The sequence below is a fragment of the Mesorhizobium sp. B2-4-1 genome (assembly GCF_006442185.1).
In the GTDB taxonomy this organism is placed as follows: domain Bacteria; phylum Pseudomonadota; class Alphaproteobacteria; order Rhizobiales; family Rhizobiaceae; genus Mesorhizobium.
In genome coordinates this window covers 23829-43709 of sequence record NZ_VFVN01000007.1, presented here as the reverse complement: position 1 = coordinate 43709, position 19881 = coordinate 23829, and the positions used below count along the sequence as shown (strand labels likewise).

Genomic DNA, 19881 nt, shown 5'->3' with positions numbered 1-19881 from the left:
ACGGTTCCTTTCTTCTAGAAGCTGGGCGTTGCGGTTGGCACGAAGTCGGCCGTGTCGGTCGATTCATAGTTGAAGGTGACATCCTTCCAGGTCTCCAGGGCAGCCTTCAGCGGGGTGCACCATTTGGCCGCCTGTTCGAGGATTTTGGTTCCTTCGCGCAAATAATCGCGTCCCTCGTTGCGGGCCAGGATCATCGCTTCCAATGCAACGCGATTGGCCGTCGCGCCTGCCTGGATGCCGTCGGGATGGCCGATCGTGCCGCCACCGAACTGCAAGATGACGTCCTCGCCGAGATAATGGATCAACTGGTGCATCTGGCCGGCATGGATACCGCCCGAGGCGACGGGCATCACCTTGTTGAGCGAGGCCCAGTCCTGATCGAAGAACAGCCCGGTCTCGAGATTCTGCGGCGTGCGCTCCTCGCGCAGCGTGTCATAAAACCCCTTGATCATGAGCGGGTCGCCTTCCAGCTTGCCGACCACAGTGCCGGCGTGGATATGGTCGACGCCGGCCATGCGCATCCATTTGCAGATGACGCGAAAATTCATGCCGTGGTTCTTCTGGCGCGAATAGGTCGAATTGCCGGCGCGGTGCAGGTGCAGGATCATGTCGTTTCGGCGTGCCCACTTGGCCATCGACTGGATCGCCGTGTAGCCGATGACGAGATCGATCATGATGATGCAGGAGCCAAGCTGTTTGGCGAATTCGGCGCGCTCGTACATCTCCTCCATCGTGCCGGCGGTGACGTTGAGATAGTGGCCCTTGACCTCGCCAGTGGCAGCTGAAGCCTTGTTCACCGCCTCCATGCAGTAGAGGAAGCGGTCGCGCCAGTGCATGAAGGGCTGCGAGTTGATGTTCTCGTCGTCCTTGACGAAGTCGAGGCCGCCCTTCAGGGCCTCGTAAACGACGCGGCCATAGTTGCGGCCTGACAGGCCGAGCTTCGGCTTCGTCGTCGCGCCGAGCAGCGGACGGCCAAACTTGTCGAGCCGCTCACGCTCCACCACGATGCCGGTTGCGGGTCCCTGGAAGGTTTTGAGATACGCGACCGGGATACGCATGTCTTCCAGTCGCAGCGCCTTGACCGCCTTGAAGCCGAACACGTTGCCGATGATCGATGCGGTCAGGTTGGCGATCGAGCCCGGCTCGAACAGGTCGAGGTCGTAGGCGATGTAGGCGAAGTACTGTTGCTCGGTCTTGGTGCCGGGACCGGTGTTTGGAACCGGCTCGGATCTGAACGCCTTGGCGCGGTAGAGCTCGCAGGCTGTCAGCCTGTCGGTCCACACCACGGTCCAAGTCGCGGTTGAGGATTCACCGGCGATGGCGGCCGCTGCCTCCTCGTGGTCGACGCCGGGTTGCGGCGTGATCCGGAACATCGCGATCAGATCGGTCTCCTTGGGCCTGTAGTCCGGCTCCCAGTAGCCCATCTTCTTGTAAGGGATGACCCCTGACTTGTAGCGTTCCTTGCCTTCCTTGAGCGTACCCGCTGGCAGCATATCGATCTTGTTCATGACAGGTCTCCTGTTTGTTGCTCAGGCGGCTTTCGCGGTTGCGATATGGGGCGCGAGTTTTCCCGCGGCATAGCGTTTGGCCATCTCGTCCATGGCGATGACCTTGATCTTCGAGGCGTTGGACGCCGTGCCGAAACGCTCGAAGCGGTCTCGGCAAAGATCGTGCAAGGCATCCATGGCGGGCTTCAGGAATTTTCGGGGATCGAACTCGCGCGGATTCTCCGTCGCGACGCGGCGGAACTGCCCGGCCATGGCCATGCGGCAATCGGTGTCGATGTTGACCTTGCGCACGCCGTAGCGGATGCCGCGCTCGATTTCCTCCACCGGGACGCCAAAGGTCTGGGGCATCTCGCCGCCATATTTGTTGATGATGTCCTGCAGTTCCTGTGGCACGGAGGAAGAGCCATGCATGACCAGATGCGTGTTGGGTAGCTTCTCGTGGATCGCCTCGATCACCTGCATGGCCAGTATGTCGCCGTCCGGCTTGCGGGTAAATTTGTAAGCGCCGTGCGAGGTGCCGCAGGCGATCGCCAGCGCGTCCACCTGGGTTGTGGCCACGAAGTCGACCGCCTGATCGGGATCGGTCAAGAGTTGGTCGTGGGAGAGCGCGCCCTCGGCGCCGTGGCCATCCTCGGCCTCGCCCTGGCCGGTTTCCAGCGATCCGAGCACGCCCAGTTCGCCTTCGACGGAAGCCCCGACCCAATGCGCCATGCGTGTGACTCGTTCGGTTACGGCGACGTTGTAGGCATAGCTTGCCGGCGTCTTGGCATCTGCCATCAGGGATCCGTCCATCATCACCGAGGTGAAGCCGTGGCGGATCGCGGAAAGGCAGGTGGCCTCGTCGTTGCCGTGGTCCTGATGGATGCACAGCGGAATGGTCGGATGCATTTCAGTCAATGCCTCCATCATTTTGGCCAGCATGACGTCGTTGGCGTAGGACCGGGCCCCACGTGAGGCCTGGATGATGACAGGCGCGTCGCAGGCTTTGGCCGCTTCCATGATTGCGAGGCCCTGTTCCATGTTGTTGATGTTGAATGCAGGGACGCCGTAGCCGTGCTCGGCGGCATGGTCGAGAAGCTGGCGAAGGGTGATGCGGGCCATTGTGGGTCCTCCTAGATGATGAGCTTCAGCGCCGCCGCAGCAACCGCTTCGGACGTTATGTTGAAATGCCGGTACAGATCGGGGGCAGGGGCGCTGGCGCCGAAACCGGCCATGCCGACGACAGCGCCCGTCTCGCCGACCCAGCGGTCCCAGCCCAGCCGGGCCGCCGCTTCGACCGCGACGCGCGGCGCGGAGCCGAGAACGGCCTTGCGGGTGGCGCTTTCCTGCTCCTCGAAAAGCTCCCAGCATGGCATCGAGACGACCGCGGCGGCGACGCCATGCTCGGTCTCCAGCCTTTCGGCGGCGGCAACCGCGATCTCGACCTCCGAGCCGGTTGCGATCAGGGTGACGGCACGGTGCCTGGCTGGCTCGCGCAGGATGTATGCGCCCTGGCTGGAGCGGTTCGCGTCGCTGTGCGCCTCACGCAGCATCGGCAGGTTCTGGCGCGACAGCACCAGCACGCTCGGCCGATCCCTGCTCTTCAGCGCAAGTTCCCAGCATTCCGCCGTTTCGATGATATCCGCTGGGCGAAAGACATTGAGGTTCGGCGTGGCACGCAGCATCGCCAGGTGCTCGACCGGCTGATGCGTTGGGCCATCCTCGCCGAGGCCGATGGAATCATGCGTCATCACGTAGATGACGCGCTGGCCCATGAGCGAGGAGAGCCGTATCGCACCACGCGCATAGTCCGCGAAGCAGAGGAACGTACCGCCATAGGGCACGAAGCCTCCATGCAATGCGATGCCGTTCATGGCGGCGGCCATGCCGTGTTCACGAATGCCGTAGTGAATATAGCGGCCGGCATAATCGCTCGGCGCAATGCGGTTCATGCCCTTGGTGATCGTCAGATTCGAGTGCGTCAGATCGGCCGAGCCGCCGACGGTCAATTCCGTGGCGCCGTTGATGACCTCCAGCGCCATTTCGGAAGCTTTTCGCGTTGCCACCTTGGTTGCCTTCTCGACATGCTCTCGGCGAAAGGCATCGAGCGCTTCGAAGACCGCGTCGGGCAGTCTGGCGGCGACCGCGTTCTCGAGGGCCTCTCGCTGCGGCGAGGCGGCAAGCCGCTGCTCCCACGCACCCCGCATCGCTTCGCCGCGGCCGGCAATTTCGCGCCAGGCGAAAAGCACGTCGTCCGGCACCTCGAACGGCGCGAAGGTCCAGCCGATGTTCTCGCGGGTCGCGGCGATCTCTGCTTCGCCCAGCGGCGCGCCATGCGTCTTCTCCGAACCGCCGAGATTGGGGGCGCCCTTGCCGATTACAGTGCGGCAGGCAATCAGCGACGGTCGATCCGACTGCCGCGCCGCCTCGATAGCCGCGGCGACAGCTTCCATGTCGTGGCCGGAGACCGTTTGGACATCCCAGCCGGCGGCTTTGAAGCGCGCCGGCTGGTCCATCGACGTGGACAGGGAGGTTGGCCCGTCAATGGAGATCGCATTGTCGTCCCAGAACACGATCAGGCGGGAAAGCTTCAGGTGGCCGGCGAGGTCGATCGCCTCGTGGCTGATGCCTTCCTGCAGGCAGCCGTCGCCTGCAATCACATAGGTATGATGGTTGACCAGATCGGCACCGTAGCGGGCAGCAAGCATGCGCTCCGCCAGCGCCATTCCGACCGCCGTGGAAATGCCTTGTCCGAGCGGGCCGGTGGTGGTCTCGACACCAAGCGCGTGGCCATATTCGGGATGTCCGGCCGTGCGGCTGCCCAGTTGCCGAAACCGCTGCAACTCCTCGATCTGCATGTCTTCATAGCCGAGCAGATAGTGCAGCGCGTATTGCAGCATCGAGCCATGGCCGGCTGAAAGCACGAAACGGTCACGGTCGGGCCAGCCCGGCCTGGAAGGATCGATATTGATGAAGCGGTTGAACAGCACCGTTGCGACATCGGCCATGCCCATCGGCATGCCGGGGTGTCCCGAATTCGCTTTTTGGACGCTGTCCATCGCCAGCACGCGAATGGCGTTCGCCATGTCGAGCTCCGAGACGACGGCGGCGGCGGCAGGCTTTAGTGCTGTTTGGCTGGTCATGGCGTCCTCCTCACGACACACGGCTCTTGCGTTCGATCAATTGCAGGATGAGCGGCGTCAGGATCAGCTGCATGGCAAGGTCGAGCTTGTTGCCTGGCACCACGATGGAATTTGGCCGCGACATGAACGAGTCGTGGATCATCGACAGCAGATATGGAAAATCGATGCCGCGCGGATTGGCGAAGCGGATAACCAGCATCGATTCGTCAGGCGTCGGAATCCAGCGCGCGATGAAGGGGTTGGACGTATCGACGATCGGCACGCGCTGGAAATTGATGGCGGTCTGCGAGAATTGCGGGACAATGTAGCGGACATAGTCGGGCATCCGGCGCAGGATCACGTCCATCACCGCCTCGGTGGAATAGCCGCGTGTCGAACGGTCGCGATGGATCTTCTGGATCCATTCGAGATTGATGACCGGCACGACGCCGATCTTGAGATCCGCATGCTTCGCCAAATTGATCGTGTCGGTGACGACACAGCCGTGCAGCCCCTCGTAGAAGAGCAGGTCGCTGGGACCGAACTCGCGCCATTCGGTAAAGCTTCCCGGTGGCGTGCCGTACTGCTTTTCCTCTTCCTCGTCATGGATGTAGGTGCGGGTTCTTCCGGATCCCCGGCGGCCGTATTCCGCGAACACCTCTTCGAGAATCCCGAGTTCGTTGGCCGCGGCATGGAAATGGGTGAAGTTCGGATTGCCGGCCTTCTCCTCTTCGGCCACCTTTGCCTTCATCGCGGCGCGGTCGTAGCGGTGGAATGCGTCGCCTTCGATGAACGCGGCCTCGATGTTCTCGCGCCGGAAGATCAGCTCGAAGATACGCTTGACCGAAGTGGTGCCGGCGCCCGACGAGCCGGTGATGGTGATGATGGGGTGCTTGGCTGACATGGTGCTGCTCAGGCTCTGAAGAGGCCACGGCGGCTGAACAGCGGCGCTCGTTCGCCGATGTTGCTCGGCTCGGTGTGGTAGCGGGTGACGCGCGCGACCTCCCGCGCCGACCCGAAGACCATCGGCACGCGCTGGTGCAGGCTGTCGGGTTCGATGTCCAGGATGCGGTTGATCGTATCGGTGGCCGCACCGGCAGCCTGTTCTATGAGATAGGCAATCGGGTTGGCCTCGTAGACCAGGCGCAGCCGTCCCTGACCGTAGCCCTTGCGCCGGTCGCCGGGGTAGAGAAACACGCCGCCGCGCATCAATATGCGGTAGCAGTCGGCGACCAGGGAGGCGATCCAGCGCATGTTGAAATCCTTCTCTCGCGGTCCTTCGGTGCCCTCCAGGCAGTCGTCGACATAGAGCCGCACGGCCTCGTCCCAGTGCCGGTAGTTGGCGGCGTTGATGGCGAACTCCTGGGTGCGTTGCGGAATGATCCGGCTCTCGTATGCCTGGACGAAGGTGCCGAGCCTGGCCGACAGGACGAAGATATGCGTACCGCTGCCGAGCGACAGGACGAGCGCCAACTGCGGCCCATAGATGAAGAAACCGGCGCCTAGCTGATTCACGCCCGCCTGCAAAAAAGAGGCGGCCGGATCGGCATCCGGCGCGCCAGTTGCGGGCAGGAGCGAGAAGATCGTTCCGATCGAGACGTTGGTGTCGATGTTGGAAGAGCCGTCGAGCGGGTCGATGGCAATGGCGAGTGGTGCTTGCCCGTCGAGCAGGACCGGTTGCTCCAGCTCCTCGGAAGCGTAGAGCGCGACCGGAGCGTGGCGCATGGCGTCGAGGAAGATGTCGTCGGAGAAGACGTCGAGATCCTTCTGGACATCGCCGTCGGCGTTGGCGCCACGGGTCCCGGCAAAGGCGGCGCCGAGCACACCTTGATTGATGGTATTGCGGATCTTGCTGGCGGCCTGTGTCAGCTGACGGACAGTCGTTACGACCGCGGAGCGAAGTTCGTCCGGCTGGCCGAGATAGGAGTTCAGAAAAGCGTCGAGCGTTGCCGCTGGCATCGTAACCTCCCGATCCAGCCGCGTCTCCTCGGATCGGCTGGATCGGGGGAATGAAAACAAACGACACTTGATAAGTAAAATTCAATAACTTTACGTTGGTACTAAAAATAATTTAGTATGAGACATGAGAAACCTCACGCTCAAGCATTTCAAGACCATCCAGGCCATCATCAGGCACGGAAAAATTGTGAGTGCGGCCAAGGCGTTAGGTCTGTCTCCTTCAGCACTGACAATTCAGTTGCGGCAAATGGAGGAAGAATTCCAACTGGCTCTGTTCGACCGGACGTCGGACGGCATGCGTCCCACTGCCGCAGGTTTGGCCGTCGTTGAGGCAGCGCAAGCTATCGAGGAGCATCTCGGTCTGCTCGAAGACAAGATCGACGCCATCAAGGGCGTTCGTACGGGTAGCTTGAGGCTCGGCGTCGTTTCCACCGCCAAGTATTTCGCGCCGCGGTTGATGGCTGCGTTCATGAAGGAACATCCCGACATCGACATGCGGCTTGCCATCGGCAATCGTGCCCAGACAATCGACAACCTCAAGAATCACGACATCGACATCGCGCTGATGGGGCGCCCGGCGAAAGAGGTCCCGGTGCGTGCTTCGGTCTTCGGCGATCACCCGCTGGTCATCATCGCGCCGCCCGAACACCCGCTGGCGGCGGCACGCGATATCTCCAAGGAGCGCATTGCCGAGGAGCATTTCCTTATTCGCGAGCCCGGCTCCGGAACCCGCATCTCGCTGGAAATATTCCTGAGCGACGTGCCTGGCCGCATCGATGAACTCGGCGTCGAGATGGGCTCGAACGAAACGATCAAGCAGGCGGTGATGGCTGGTCTGGGCATCGCCTTCATTTCTGCCCACACGATCGCCGCGGAAACCGAAGCTGGCCGGCTCGTCATCCTCGACGTTGTCGGCATGCCGATCCGCCGACAGTGGTTCTCGGTGATACGAACCGATCACGCAATCTCGCCGGCCATGGCTACGTTCAACGACTTCCTGATGCGCAAGGGCGCGATGTATCTGCCCCTGTTCGGTAAGCTTTATCCCGATTCCTGAGCGGGATGACCGACGGATGGCGTTCGGAATCGACCGGAGCGAGACGCCGGACGTGTCGCCGGCCAAGAGACGTGAAATCCGTCGCAAGGTCGACTGAAGGTCTACTTCTTCCGACCGAGCGTTTCCGAGACGGTCCTGGACAATTGATAGAGCCGCTGCTCGATTATCGTCGGCACGTCGCAGACATAGGTCAGCGACTGGACACGTTCGTTGAAAATGCGCGTCGCGAAATTCAACTGGTCGGTTCGCCGTTCGACTTCGTCCGGATCGGCGTCGGCTTTGGCACGTAGGGCGTCGACGTCGGATGCTTCCTTGCGCAATTCAGCCGCCATTTCGAGCTGTTTGTGGGCATAGCGGGAAATGCCGGAAATCACGTGCGAACGCTCGGCGTCCATGTGATCGAACATTCCCTGCACCAGCATCGCCATCTTTGGTGCGACCTGCTCCGCCGGCAGAGAAGCCACGAAGTCCTTGATCTCCTTCTGGGCTTCGGCAATCGGCGTCCGTCGGGCCGCCACCGCCTCGACCAGCGCGGAGACGCCCGAATCCTTCGACCAATCCTTCGCCGCCGGGGGAAGCTCCGGCCCATTCCAGATCTGGCCGAGCGAGAGCTGCGGCACCTTGCGCTGCATGCAAGGCCAGTCGGGATCGGTGTTTGCCGCCCTGGCGTCCATCGGGACAAGCATGGCGATCAGAACCAGGGTGTGGACAAGTCTCATTCGCGCCATCAGCCGTTTCCTCCCGTGTCCTGTTTGCGGGTCATCAGGCCGCGCGAAGGATCGTATGCAATGATGGCGCCGCCCAGAAACAACAGCGTGCAACCGGCGACGACGCCCAGCGACAGCCAGTCGATCTGCCCATAGAAGGCGAAGCGGATCAGTTCGACGGCATAGGTGAACGGATTGGCGAGGCAGATCTTGTAGAGCAGGGGGCTTGCCTCCTGGATACGCCACAAAGGATACAGCGCCGGCGACGCGAAATAGCCTGGAAAGATGACGAAGTTCATGATGCCGGCGAAGTTTTCGAGTTGCTTGATCATGGACGACAAAAGCATGCCGAGCGCGCAAAGCATCATGCCCGACAGAAACAGTGCCGGCAGCACGTAGAGATAGCCGAGCGGCGGCGCCCTGACGCCCCACAACCAGGCGACGATCAGAAATGCGTAGACTTGCACGATCGATACGGCCACGCCGGCCAACATCTTCGACACCAGCAGGAACCAGCGCGGAAATGGGCTGACCAGCAGGATGCGCATGTTGCCCATCTCGCGGTCGTAGACCATCGACAGTGAAGACTGCATGCCGGAAAACAGCAGGATCATGCCGCACAGACCCGGAGTGATGTAGACCTCGTAGAGCACATAGGTCTTGTAAGGAGGGATGATCGACACGCCGAGCACCTGGCGGAAGCCGGCGGCGAAGATGAACAGCCAGACGAGCGGCCGCACCAGTGAGGAAATGAACCGTTCGCGTTGGTGCAGGAAGCGCAGGCACTCGCGCAGGACGATGCCTTTCAGGCAAATGAGATAGTGGCGGAGGCCGAATGGTTCAGACCCTACCGGTTTGATGCCGACAACTTTTCCGGGCATCGCAGGAGCGCTCATGACGATGTCTCCGCCATGCCTGCCGCGTCGATGCGGCTGAGCTTCGAAAAGGCATCGCGAATGGAATTTCCTCCATTTGCCTGGACGACATCCGACACCTTGCCCCTGGCGACCAGGTCACCCCGCCGCAGCACGACGACATGATCGGTATCGTCGACTTCATCGATCAGATGCGTGGCCCAGAGCACGCCGATACCATCGGTTTCGACGAGCTTGCGGATGGTGGCGAGGATGCCAGCACGCGACTCGATGTCGAGGCCGACGGTCGCTTCGTCAAGCAGGAGCAGGGAAGGTCGGTGAAGCAGCGCCCGGGCGATCTCGATGCGCCGCATCTGACCGCCGGAGAGGCTGCGTGCCTTGTCATGCTGGCGGCCCTGCATGTCGACTGTGTCAAGCAGCGCGGCGATGCGCTGCCGGGCTTCGCGTCCGCCAATGCCATGCAGCGAGGCATGGTAGGAAAGATTCTGATAGACGCTGAGATCGAGGTCGAGCGTGCGCGCCTGGAACACGATGCCGACCCGTCTGAGAGCTTCGCCCGAAGCGCTGCGGATGTCGTGGCCGAAGATGCGGATCGAGCCGTGACGCGTGTCATAGAGGTGGCTGATCAGGGAGAACAGTGTTGTCTTGCCGGCCCCGTTGAGGCCGAGCAGGACGGTGAACGTCGCCGGCAAGATCGAGAACGAGACCTCTTTGAGTGCCCGCTTCGGTCCATAGGAGTGGCTGACGGCACTGACGTCGAGCGCCGCCGCCTCGTCTCCCGGTCCGCTTGTTCTCACATGCTGCATGCCCGGATCGCTCCTTCAGGACGCGTTGGCAGGACGCACTGCTATCTAGCGCGCCTCATTGCCTTTGGTCTCACTTGATCGTGATCTTGCCCTTCAGGCCCTTGTCGGCGAGGTCGGGAACCGACCAGGTATATTCGCCCGGGCGAACTGTGTGGAATTGCACCTGGATTGTTCCCGCGTCGTCGAATTCCAGCCAGGCCGGTCCGCCGTCCATATGCACCTCCAGATCGTCGATGACGATCTGGTCCATCCACACATTGCGGAACAGGTCGGTCACGAACTTGTATTCGAAACCGCCCTTGGAGGTGATCTTCCACCGATAGCCTTGGCCGGCGATCAGTTCGAAATCCTTCTGATTGACGGCATAGGTGGAATCGGCCGAGCCGATAATCAATTCCGGCAGGTTCTTGCTGGCACGCGAGGGTTTTGGCGTTGCGTCATCCGCGCTTGCGCCGATCGGAGCAAGCACAAACCCGGCGAGCGCGGCGAAGATAAACCTATGGCGAAATTTCATGTCGCGATCCTCCCCATGATCAATGTCTGCTATTTGGGCGAAATGGCCACACCCCAAGGCTGCTGGCCTACGGTGAGCGATTGGACCGGCTCGTCGGTCGCCGTATCGATGAACGTGATGTCGTTGGAGTTGCCATTCGTGGTGATCAGCGTTTTCTGGTCGGGTGTGAAGGCCAGGTGCCAGACGCGTTGGCCGACGAGGATGTATTTCTCGACCTCGTAGGTGTCGGTATTGACCACGGCGACATGGTTCGCCGGGCCGAGCGCGACATAGGCTTTCTTGCCGTCGGCGCTGATGGCGATGCCTACCGGCTGGATGGTCTCAGCCCGCAATCCCTGAATCGCGAACTGGATCTTCTTCACCACTTCGCGTTTGGCGTTATCGATGACGCTGACGGTGCCGCCGACCTCGGCGCTGACCCAGACCTGCGAGCCGTCCGGCTTGAATTCGGCAAAGCGCGGGCGCGTGTCGACCAGTACGTTATCGGTTACATCGTGGGTGCCAGTGTCGATGAAATGCGCCATGCTGGTGGTTTCCGAGGTGTTGACCATGGTCTTGCCATCAGGGCTGATACCCATGCCTTCCGGTTCCACGCCGACTGGAATCTCGGCCATGACCTGCTTGCTCTCGACGTCGATGGCGGTGACGAGGTTGTCGTCCTCATTGGCGACATAGAGCGTCTTGCCGTCAGGCGAGAGCACGAACAATTCGGGATCGGGGCCAGATGGCAGCGTGCCGACGATCTGCAGCGTCGCGGTGTCGATGATTTCGACCGTGTCGTCATCACTGGCGCAAAGATAAACGAATTTGCCGTCATGCGAGATGGTGATGCCGCGTGGCCTCTGGCCGACCTCGACGGTCTTCACCACTTGCATGGTGGCCGTGTCGACGACCGTCATCGTGTTGTCCTTCTCGTTGGAAACGTAGGCCGTATAGGCCGATGCCGGGCTGGCCGTGAGGCCGGCCGCGAGAATGGCGAATGCACAAGCTCGTGTCTGCACGCAAATTCCTCCCCTTTGGCCCTACTTGAGAACGCATTTCGTTTCCGGCTGATCGATACCAAGCGTATCGAGTTCGGAGAATTGGTGGAGATAGCCCTCCTGCGGTGATGTCGAAACGACCGACTTGGTGTCGCCAAGCAGGATCGGCTGGCGAAGCTGGAGGTTCCATTTGCGGAAGGTGAGCTTCTGTCCCTTGAAGGCGGCAACCGAGAAATCGCCCGACCGGATGTAGTCATTGATCTTTTTGGCATCGTCGCCTTTGGTGCGCGTGGTGGCTTCGCCGACGGCACGCACTGCTGTCCACGCCGACATGTCCTTGGAAAGCATCCGCCGGCCCGTCGTCTTCAGGAAGCGGCTCTGCATCTGGATGCCGCCCCATTGCTCGCTGGCGGGATGCCACGACGATGCAACAAGCCCGGCCGTGCCGGCGACCAGCCGCGGCGTCCAGGTGCGGTAGGGCACGTAGGTGCCAAACACCTGGCTTTCGTCGGCGACAAGCACAATGTCGTGCTCCGGCAGATCCTGCGTGAATACGGAAATCTGCTGCTGTATCTGCGTGGCGCCGGTGTCGGTACGCCTGGCCGTGCCGGTGTCCTTGAATTCCTTCTCGGCGACGATCTGGCCGCCGAAACGGGTTGCCGCGCGGCGCAACGCGTCGGCGTAGAGATGGTCCTGCTCATGCGAGCCGTAGAGCAGCACCCAATTCGGCCACTTCTTCACCATGAGATACTGCGCCAGCGCATCGGCAAGCATGCTGCGCGTCGGCGCGATATGAAAAACATTGATGCGGCAGTCCTCCTCGCGCAGGCTATCGTCGGTGGCACCGATGTTGAAGATCAGCACGCCCTTGTCGCGGGCTATATCGGCGATCGACAGCAATTGTTTGGCCGAGAGGTCTGCGACGACATAGTGGTCACCTTTGGCGATCAGGTCCTCGAATGCCTGAACCGCGTCGGCTTCGGGTTTGATCTCGGTCACGTCGAGGCTGAATTTCTGGTCGGTGAATTTTCCGGTGGTGTTGTTATCGCCGATTGCCACAGTGGCGCCGGCGACACCTTCATCACGCGGCGGCAGGTCGAGCATGGAAAGCGTCAATTGCGGCGCGTAGGCCCGCAAATACCCTATCTTGATTTCAGTGACCTTTTTTTCCGGCTTCGCCGCCGCTTCCTGGGCTATCGCGCCCGGAGCGTTGACGGTCAGGGAAAAAAAGCACAAAAAGGCGGCGAGAGTGCCCGGCACCGCGCTCGTCATCGATAGTAATTACCCATTCTTGCGCTGAGGTCCGACGGGTGTCGGAGCAGCGCCAAGTCCAGGTGCCCATGGTCAACTTAGCCGACCCGCAAAATTTATCAAACCCTATCGGACGACTTTTCGCGTCTGCCCTGGCTCGGTGTCTTTTTGACAAACATGCCATGGCGGCTGAAAAGATTGCCATCTTCGATTTCGAGGTCGTTCGCATCTATGTCATCCGCGACGTGCGCGAGAATCAAGCGGACGAAGGACAAAAGATCTTGTCCTCCAAACTGGAGAAACTGTTCAAATGACCAGAATGCTGGCCAGCGTCACCGGCATCGAAGAGGCGGAGATCGTTCTTTCGAGCGGCGCCGACATCGTCGATCTGAAGGATCCGAAGGCGGGAGCGTTGGGCGCGGTACCCACGGAAACCATCCGCCGAACGATTTCGTTCATCGCTGGTCGGGCTCCGGTCAGCGCGGTCTGCGGCGACCTGCCGATGGAACCCGAAACGATCCGCGCCAAGGCTGAAGAGATCGCGGCGACCGGCGTCGATTATGTCAAGATCGGGTTTTTCCCATCGGCTCACATCCCTGCCTGCGCGGAGGCGCTCGAACCGCTGGCCGCGCGAACGAAGTTGATCGCTGTGCTCTTTGCCGATCTGGCGCCGGACTTCGAGCTCCTGCCGGTATTCGGCAGGCACCGCTTCCACGGCGTGATGGTTGATACCGCGCAGAAGGGAAAGGGCCGGCTGCTCGACCATTTGCCACCGGAGCGGATTCCGGGATTCGTCGATCGAGCCAAGTCGCTCGGTCTGATGGTTGGCCTGAGCGGATCGCTCGAAGCCCCGGATATTCCACGTCTATTGCCTTTCGCTCCCGATTTCCTCGGCTTTCGCGGCGCGCTGTGTGGCCATGCCGACCGCGCGGGTTCAATCAGCGCCGAGGCGGTCTCGCAGATTCGCGAATTGGTCCCGGCAGAGCCTGGGACGGGCGGTAAATCGAGCATCGACTATCGCCTGTTGGCAGCGAGAGGCTATTCGCCGGGCACCGATCCGACACTGGGCACGGACAGGATTTTCGTGCGGGATTTTGTTCTGCCGGTCCAGATCGGTGCCTACAGCTTCGAGCATGGTCATACTCAAAAGGTGCGCTTTGATGTGATCGCCGACGTGCTGCAAGTCACCGACCATCCCGAGGACATGCGCCATGTGTTCTCCTATGACATCATCATGGATGGCATTCGCACCATCGTCGCGCGGGGGCACATTCAGCTCAGCGAGGCTTTGGCCGAGCAAGTGGCGGCGCACGTTCTGGAGAGCCAGCGCGTCGTGCGCGTCACGGTAAGGGTGGAAAAACTCGAGCTCGGGCCTGGCGGTGTCGGCGTCGAGATCGAACGCAAGCGCCAATCGGCAAGACGCGGTGTCGCCTCCGGCTCTGCCGGCCGGAAAGACAGAGGCAGTGTTTCCCGGCCGCGCCAGCAAGGCTCCGACGTCCTCGGGCGGGCCGTCGTCAAGCTTGGCGGCAGCACTGCCCATGCGGCGGAAATGACGAGCTGGATCGCGGCGCTGGCGGGTTCCAGGTTACCGATCGTCATCGTGCCCGGCGGCGGCCTGTTTGCCGATCAGGTGCGCGAGACGCAGACCCGCATGGATTTTTCCGACACCGCCGCACATGCCATGGCGATCCTCGCCATGGAGCAGTTCGGCCAAATCATCCTCGATCGGGACGAAAGACTGACGCCGGCACGATCGCTGGAGGAGATTGTGCGAGCATTGGACGAAGGCAAGGTTCCGGTGTGGCTGCCGTCGTCACTTGCGTTGCCGGCACCGGACCTTCCGGCCTCTTGGGACATTACCTCCGATTCCCTGGCTGCCTGGCTTGGCGGGAAGCTTGGCGCGAACGCGCTGTTGCTTATCAAGCAGACCGATGCATTCTTCGACAACGATACCCCTGACAGCCTGAAGGCCAGGGGCATTGTCGACCCAGGCTTTGCCGCCATGCTGCCCGACGGCATCGATTTCCGTCTCGCCGGTCCGAAGGATGCCGCCGAGGCGGGCGCGCTACTCGCATCGGGCAAGCTGCCCGGCATCGGGATTATGGCTTCGACCCGCTCGGCAAAGAAGGCAGGATAGCCGATGGTGAAGCTGCACGTGCCGCGCTGGGCGTGGGTTTTGACGGGGTCCGGGCATTTTTTCACGGAGAGCTTCGCACTTGTTCGCCAACTCGAACATTGCGATGTCTTCGTGTCGAAAGCCGCCAATGAAGTGCTGCGCATGTACAAGCTCAAACTCGATTTTCCGGAGACGACGCGCGTGCTGCACGACAAGACGGCGAGCGCCATTCCCGTCGGCGAATTTTACCACGGCGTCTACCACACGGTCGTGGTGGCGCCTGCCTCGTCCAACACGGTTGCCAAATGCGTCTGGGGTATATCCGATACGCTTGCCACCAACGTCTTTGCGCAAGCCGGAAAGTGCCGCGTGCCGATCATCGTCTTTGCCTGCGACACCGCACCCGAACTCGAAACCATGGCGCCGCATGGCCTGGTCAAAGTCTATCCGCGCAGGATTGACCTGGAAAACACCGAGCGGCTGAAGGGGTTCGAACGAACCCAGGTCGTCGAGTCGCTCACGGACCTCAACGCGGCGGTTCAGCAACGCCGGGCCGAGCTGTCCGGCCATGGCTGAGCGGCTGGTCTTTCTCACGGGACATCTGGCCAGGGCACGGTTGGAAAAGCTGCTATCCGGTCTGGGCGAGACGGAGTTTTCGTGGGAGGTGGTCGACATAGGTGTCAAGGTCGCCGCACTGATGACCGAAGACATCATAAAGCGGCGTCTCATCGCGCCCAACGCCGTTGACCGCTTTATCCTGCCAGGGCGCTATCGCGGCGATATCGAGCAATTGTCGAACCATTTCGGCGTGCCCTTTGCGCGCGGTCCTGACGAGATCGCGGACCTGCCGGCCTTTCTCGGCCGTGTCGGCGAGCCGCCGGATCTTACGCGTCACGATATGCGCATCTTCGCCGAGATCGTCGATGCGCCAATGCTGTCGATCGAAGCGCTCACGCTGCGGGCGGGGACGCTAGCTGCGGCCGGCGCCGATGTCATCGATCTTGGCTGCCTGCCTGAAACGCCATTTCCGTTGCTGTCGGAGGCTGTGCGCGAGCTCAAGGCACAAGGATTTCAGGTCAGCGTCGATTCGGCCAGCGCGGACGAACTGTCGATCGGTGCACGCGCCGGTGCGGACTATCTTCTCAGCCTCGACGAGAACACGCTGCCGTTAGTGTTCGGCCATGGGGCTACGGCAGTGTTGATCCCGTCCGCCCCCGGCGATCTGGATTCGCTTGGCCGCGCCATCGATGCGGCGCAAAGGGCTGGCATTTCCTTTATCGCCGATCCCGTGTTGGATCCGATCCACTCCGGCTTCGCCCAATCGCTCGGCCGCTTCATCGAGGCGCGCCGCCGCTGGCCGAAGATCGAATTGCTGATGGGCACCGGCAATCTCACCGAACTTACCGACGCCGACAGTTCCGGCGTTACGGCCGTTCTAACGGGGCTCTGCTCGGAACTCGGGATTCGAAACGTGCTAGCCGTACATGTCAGCCCTCACACGGTGCGGACGATCGAGGAGCACGACATTGCCCGTCGCATCATGTTCGCCGCCCGCAATGACGGTGCACTGCCGCGTAGCTATCACCCAGGCTTGCTGCAGATCCACGATCGCAAGCCCTTCACGGCCTCGACCGATGATATCGCTGGATTGGCGGCCGAGGTGCGCGACGCCAACTACCGTATCGCGGCAGCGGAGGACGGCATTCATATTTTCAACGGCAAAGGGCACGCGGTTGCCACGGATGCGTTCGAATTCTTCGCCGGACTTGGCGTGGAGACCGATGGTGCGCATGCTTTTTATCTGGGCTCGGAACTGACGAAGGCCGAGATCGCGTGGCGCCTCGGCAAGCGCTATGTTCAGGACGAGCCGCTCGCATGGGGCGTTGCCGCACCGGCTCCCGAAACCGACCGTACCCGTCTTGCCGAACCGGGCGAAACGCTTCGCGCGAAGAAGGAGGGCTAGGTGCCTTACATTCGCGAGACAATCATCACCACTGTCGACAAGACAGGAAAGGTCCATATCGCGCCGATCGGCATAATCTCCGAAAAAGACGGCTGGGTCATCGCACCGTTTCGTCCCTCGGTTACGCTCGACAATCTGGCGGCGGTGCCGTTCGCCATCGCCAACTACACCGACGACGTGCGCGTCTTCGCTGGATGCCTGACCGGGCGCAAGGACTGGCCGACCGTTCCCGTTGAAGATTTTCTGGTTCCCCGGTTGGCGACTGCGCTGGCGCATTCAGTTCTCGAAGTCGAGAGCGTTGACGATGATGGCGTGCGCCCTCGCCATTTCTGCCGCGTGGTTCGAGAGGAAATGCATGCGCCTTTCACCGGCCTTAACCGTGCCAAGGCGGCTGTTCTGGAACTGGCCATCCTGGTCAGCCGGCTCGGCATGCTACCCCGCGACAAGATCGAGGCCGAGATCGCGTATCTTTCGATCTCTATCGAAAAGACAGCCGGCGCCGACGAACGGGAAGCCTGGGGTTGGCTGATGCAGCGTGTCAGCGATCACCTGGCCGTCAAAGGGTCCAGCAGCGAGGACGCGTGAGCGTGACGACGCGAGCGCCGCTACGCTGCTTGCGATCGATATCCAGCCAGCAGCGCCACCGCCGATGCTGGTGCGGCGCGGCTGGCCTCGCCGCGAACAGCGTTATGGGCGGGGACGATGTCGGCGAAATCGACAAAGCGACGTTCCATGCGCTCGGCCAGCCGCCTGATCTGCCAGCGGCCCGTTCCGGCGCCGACGATCGGAACATCTTGAGCAAGACCCCAGGCAACCAGGGATGCTGCGTCGTGGATTTTCCGCAATTGCTGCTCGCTGAACCAGCGTGCGACTTCACCCCATTCCGGCGGCGAAAGTTCAGCGGCGTCGCGCCCGACCATGCGCGCCAGTCGCGCGATTGAGCCGTGGACGGTCTTTTCCTTGCCGTCGGCGGAAGGGTGCATGTCGTCCTCCTCATCGAGCACGCCCAGGATCCGGTGCGCGTCGGCGATCGAGGCGAAATACTCGTTCATCAATGGCGTCAGCCTTCGATGGACCGGAGCAGACGAGGCTACACCGAACAGGAATGTCCTGGTGAAACCGGTATAGACCAATTCACCAGTCAGAAGCCGTCGGGCATCGGTGTAGCCCTCATTGACGACGGCGCCGTCCTTTATGGCGATAATGTCGGTGGTGGTGGAGCCCATATCGACAAACAGGGCATCGCCGGCCAGTTTTGCCACCAAAGAGGCTGTCGCGTGCCAGTTGGCGGAGGCGACATCAGTGCTCAGCCGCGCTGCCTGCTCGACCTCGACAAAGCCGGATGATCCGGCATAGATCAGCTTTTCGCCTGTGGGAAAACGATTGGAAATCTGACCCAGCAGCGTTGTCACGCCGATATCGCGGGACGCAAAGATGTCCGATAGTTCGCCCGTCATGGTGAACGCGTTGAGATCGGCTTCCGCATAGATCGGGGCTGTTTCGTCGAGAGCCGAGGTCAGGCTGTGCAACCCTTGCCAAAGCGGCGTGGCGATCGTTACCGCGCCGACGATGCGGCCGCCTTGCGCGCGCGTCACCTTCAGATGCGCGCCGCCAATGTCGAAGCCCGCAATGATGCTCTTTCTTTTTTCCACACTTCAAGCTTTCATGACAGCAGTTGGTTGGCGAGAAAAGCGTTGCGCATCATTCCGGTTCTCGACTTGAAAGGCGGCGAGGTGGTTCGCGCCCAGCAAGGAAAACGCGATCGCTACCGGCCGATCGTTACGCCGCTCAGCCGAAGTTCCGATGTCCTCGCCGTCGCCGAAGGGTTGCGCACGCTTTATCCCTTTTCGACCTTCTACATCGCAGATCTGGACGCCATTGGAGGCGGTACTCCAAACAGTGACGCACTTGCCCGGCTGAGGGCGATGACGCAGCCGCCTGAGCTCTGGGTCGATGCCGGCGCAGCAGACAGGAAAACGCTTTTGGCGGCGCTTGCTGAACGTTCGGTGTGCCCCGTGTTGGGCTCCGAATCGCAGCAGGACGATGTGCTGCTCCGGCATTTTCGCGATCATCCCGATCTCATCCTGTCCCTTGACTTCTTTGGCGATGATTTTTGCGGACCGCGTTCTCTTCTCGCTGAGCCCGAGCTTTGGCCGCAAAAGGTGATCGTCATGACGCTGGCCAAAGTCGGTGCGGCCGCCGGCCCGGATTTCAGGCGGCTGGAGGAGGTCAAGGCCAAGGCGGGAAGTCGCGCGGTCATCGCGGCCGGCGGCGTCCGCGATGACAACGATATCCACGCATTGTCAGCGATGGGCATCGCCGCAGCGCTGGTCGCAACCTCACTGCACAACGCCACGCTCACACCTGGTCACCTGGCGTCGCTCGGCGCCTGATCACAGTTGCTCCTCACCCCCGAAAGGCGGGCGCCCTTCGGGAGTGTCGCTTCAAAAGCCCAGAACCCTTTTCAGCCGGCGCAACAGACCATCCGTTTCGGAAGATGGCTTTTCCTGTGCGGGGCTGTCTCTTGTCTAGGCCGCGAACGGATGCTTGACGTTGTCGCGCTGAGCGGTGGCTTCGGCGGCGGTCGGGGTTCCTGCGATAGCGCGCTGGATGGCCTCCTTTGTCGCCTCGTAGTTGTATTTCTGGATCTTGGCGTCGTCGGCCGCGTCCCAATGGATGAATACGCCAACGCAAATGAACACGTCGTCCGCTTCGTTTGCCGGAATTGTCCCGTCCGCGACGCTGTCCTGCACTGCCTTTGCAACGGCGTGCTGCGCCGGGCCGAACATCTGTACAGCCTGCTTGGCGCCCTTGATCGTGACCTTGTTGAACATCACCGTATTGGGCTTGCATTGAAGATTGGGCGCGATCACCGCCAAAAGCGAGGTAAAACCGTCCTTGTTGTTGGTGAGCGCGTTGCAAAATGCCGTTTCGACTGCGCTCCCTCGCGGCCCGATGAGCAGGTCGACATGCGCGACTTCGTTGCCGTCCCCGACCAGCGATTCACCGACCATTACCTTCGAGATTTTTGCCATGCCAATTTC

Annotated in this window: 20 protein-coding genes; 7 read left to right on the top strand and 13 right to left on the bottom strand. The window is 61.5% G+C overall.

The features are described 5' to 3' along the window. Positions 1 to 14 precede the first annotated feature (14 nt). From FJ949_RS18680 to FJ949_RS18660, 5 genes are read right to left on the bottom strand one after another with little or no spacing between them, the layout of a single operon-like run. Positions 15 to 1508 carry a ribulose-bisphosphate carboxylase large subunit gene (locus tag FJ949_RS18680; protein ID WP_140498217.1) on the bottom strand — a complete coding sequence of 498 codons (1494 nt, stop codon included), beginning with the start codon at positions 1506 to 1508 and terminating at the stop codon, positions 15 to 17. Positions 1509 to 1529: 21 nt separating this feature from the next. Continuing rightward, positions 1530 to 2609: a class II fructose-bisphosphate aldolase gene (gene fba, locus FJ949_RS18675; RefSeq protein ID WP_140498214.1), complete on the bottom strand. Its 1080-nt coding sequence runs from the start codon at positions 2607 to 2609 to the stop codon at positions 1530 to 1532. A gap of 11 nt (positions 2610 to 2620) precedes the next feature. Next, complete coding sequence (tkt, locus tag FJ949_RS18670) at positions 2621 to 4630, bottom strand: transketolase (protein ID WP_140498212.1); 2010 nt, start codon at positions 4628 to 4630, stop codon at positions 2621 to 2623. A 10-nt stretch (positions 4631 to 4640) separates the two neighbouring features. Then, positions 4641 to 5513 carry a phosphoribulokinase gene (locus FJ949_RS18665; RefSeq protein WP_140498210.1) on the bottom strand — a complete coding sequence of 291 codons (873 nt, stop codon included), beginning with the start codon at positions 5511 to 5513 and terminating at the stop codon, positions 4641 to 4643. 8 nt (positions 5514 to 5521) lie between these two features. After that, positions 5522 to 6568: a class 1 fructose-bisphosphatase gene (locus tag FJ949_RS18660; RefSeq protein WP_140498207.1), complete on the bottom strand. Its 1047-nt coding sequence runs from the start codon at positions 6566 to 6568 to the stop codon at positions 5522 to 5524. Positions 6569 to 6692: 124 nt separating this feature from the next. Between FJ949_RS18660 and FJ949_RS18655 the strand changes: the two genes are divergently transcribed. Then, positions 6693 to 7625 carry a LysR family transcriptional regulator gene (locus tag FJ949_RS18655; protein WP_140498205.1) on the top strand — a complete coding sequence of 311 codons (933 nt, stop codon included), beginning with the start codon at positions 6693 to 6695 and terminating at the stop codon, positions 7623 to 7625. A 101-nt stretch (positions 7626 to 7726) separates the two neighbouring features. On the opposite strand, the gene FJ949_RS18650 is transcribed toward FJ949_RS18655, so the two are convergent. The 6 genes from FJ949_RS18650 to FJ949_RS18625 form a co-directional block, all read right to left on the bottom strand. Next, positions 7727 to 8353 (bottom strand): hypothetical protein, encoded by a 627-nt coding sequence (locus FJ949_RS18650; protein ID WP_140498203.1) that lies wholly within the window; start codon positions 8351 to 8353, stop codon positions 7727 to 7729. Next, positions 8353 to 9213 (bottom strand): ABC transporter permease, encoded by an 861-nt coding sequence (locus tag FJ949_RS18645; RefSeq protein ID WP_181167723.1) that lies wholly within the window; start codon positions 9211 to 9213, stop codon positions 8353 to 8355. Before FJ949_RS18645 ends, FJ949_RS18650 begins: the two co-directional genes overlap by 1 nt. Before the next feature lie 11 nt (positions 9214 to 9224). After that, a complete protein-coding gene (locus FJ949_RS18640; protein WP_140498199.1) occupies positions 9225 to 10013 on the bottom strand; it encodes an ATP-binding cassette domain-containing protein in 789 nt (262 codons plus the stop codon). A gap of 70 nt (positions 10014 to 10083) precedes the next feature. Further along, positions 10084 to 10527, bottom strand: a complete 444-nt coding sequence (locus tag FJ949_RS18635) for a hypothetical protein (protein ID WP_140498197.1) — start codon at positions 10525 to 10527, stop codon at positions 10084 to 10086. A 29-nt stretch (positions 10528 to 10556) separates the two neighbouring features. Then, entirely contained in the window at positions 10557 to 11528 is a 972-nt protein-coding gene (locus FJ949_RS18630; protein WP_140498194.1) for a YVTN family beta-propeller repeat protein, read from the bottom strand. Between the two features lie 21 nt (positions 11529 to 11549). Then, entirely contained in the window at positions 11550 to 12779 is a 1230-nt protein-coding gene (locus tag FJ949_RS18625; RefSeq protein ID WP_140498192.1) for an ABC transporter substrate-binding protein, read from the bottom strand. 38 nt (positions 12780 to 12817) lie between these two features. Between FJ949_RS18625 and FJ949_RS18620 the strand changes: the two genes are divergently transcribed. The 5 genes from FJ949_RS18620 to FJ949_RS18600 are packed head-to-tail and all read left to right on the top strand — an operon-like array spanning position 12818 to position 17422. After that, positions 12818 to 13072 carry a hypothetical protein gene (locus tag FJ949_RS18620; RefSeq protein ID WP_140498190.1) on the top strand — a complete coding sequence of 85 codons (255 nt, stop codon included), beginning with the start codon at positions 12818 to 12820 and terminating at the stop codon, positions 13070 to 13072. Next, entirely contained in the window at positions 13069 to 14895 is a 1827-nt protein-coding gene (locus FJ949_RS30700; RefSeq protein ID WP_140498188.1) for a (5-formylfuran-3-yl)methyl phosphate synthase, read from the top strand. Before FJ949_RS18620 ends, FJ949_RS30700 begins: the two co-directional genes overlap by 4 nt. Positions 14896 to 14898: 3 nt before the next feature. After that, positions 14899 to 15450, top strand: a complete 552-nt coding sequence (locus FJ949_RS18610; protein WP_140498186.1) for a flavoprotein — start codon at positions 14899 to 14901, stop codon at positions 15448 to 15450. Further along, positions 15443 to 16837 carry a DUF6513 domain-containing protein gene (locus FJ949_RS18605; RefSeq protein WP_140498184.1) on the top strand — a complete coding sequence of 465 codons (1395 nt, stop codon included), beginning with the start codon at positions 15443 to 15445 and terminating at the stop codon, positions 16835 to 16837. The genes FJ949_RS18610 and FJ949_RS18605 overlap by 8 nt, the downstream gene beginning before the upstream one ends. Then, the gene (locus FJ949_RS18600; protein WP_140498182.1) at positions 16838 to 17422 is read left to right on the top strand and encodes a DUF447 domain-containing protein; all 585 of its coding nucleotides are present in this window, start codon (positions 16838 to 16840) and stop codon (positions 17420 to 17422) included. A gap of 20 nt (positions 17423 to 17442) precedes the next feature. Here FJ949_RS18600 and FJ949_RS18595 read toward each other — a convergent pair whose 3' ends face one another. Next, positions 17443 to 18489, bottom strand: a complete 1047-nt coding sequence (locus FJ949_RS18595; RefSeq protein WP_140498180.1) for a hydantoinase/oxoprolinase family protein — start codon at positions 18487 to 18489, stop codon at positions 17443 to 17445. Between FJ949_RS18595 and FJ949_RS18590 the strand changes: the two genes are divergently transcribed. Next, positions 18439 to 19230, top strand: a complete 792-nt coding sequence (locus tag FJ949_RS18590) for a HisA/HisF-related TIM barrel protein (RefSeq protein WP_140498178.1) — start codon at positions 18439 to 18441, stop codon at positions 19228 to 19230. The two genes, FJ949_RS18595 and FJ949_RS18590, sit on opposite strands and share 51 nt — an antisense overlap. A 135-nt stretch (positions 19231 to 19365) precedes the next feature. Here FJ949_RS18590 and fae read toward each other — a convergent pair whose 3' ends face one another. Beyond that, positions 19366 to 19872: a formaldehyde-activating enzyme gene (fae, locus tag FJ949_RS18585; RefSeq protein ID WP_140498176.1), complete on the bottom strand. Its 507-nt coding sequence runs from the start codon at positions 19870 to 19872 to the stop codon at positions 19366 to 19368. Positions 19873 to 19881: the final 9 nt, after the last annotated feature.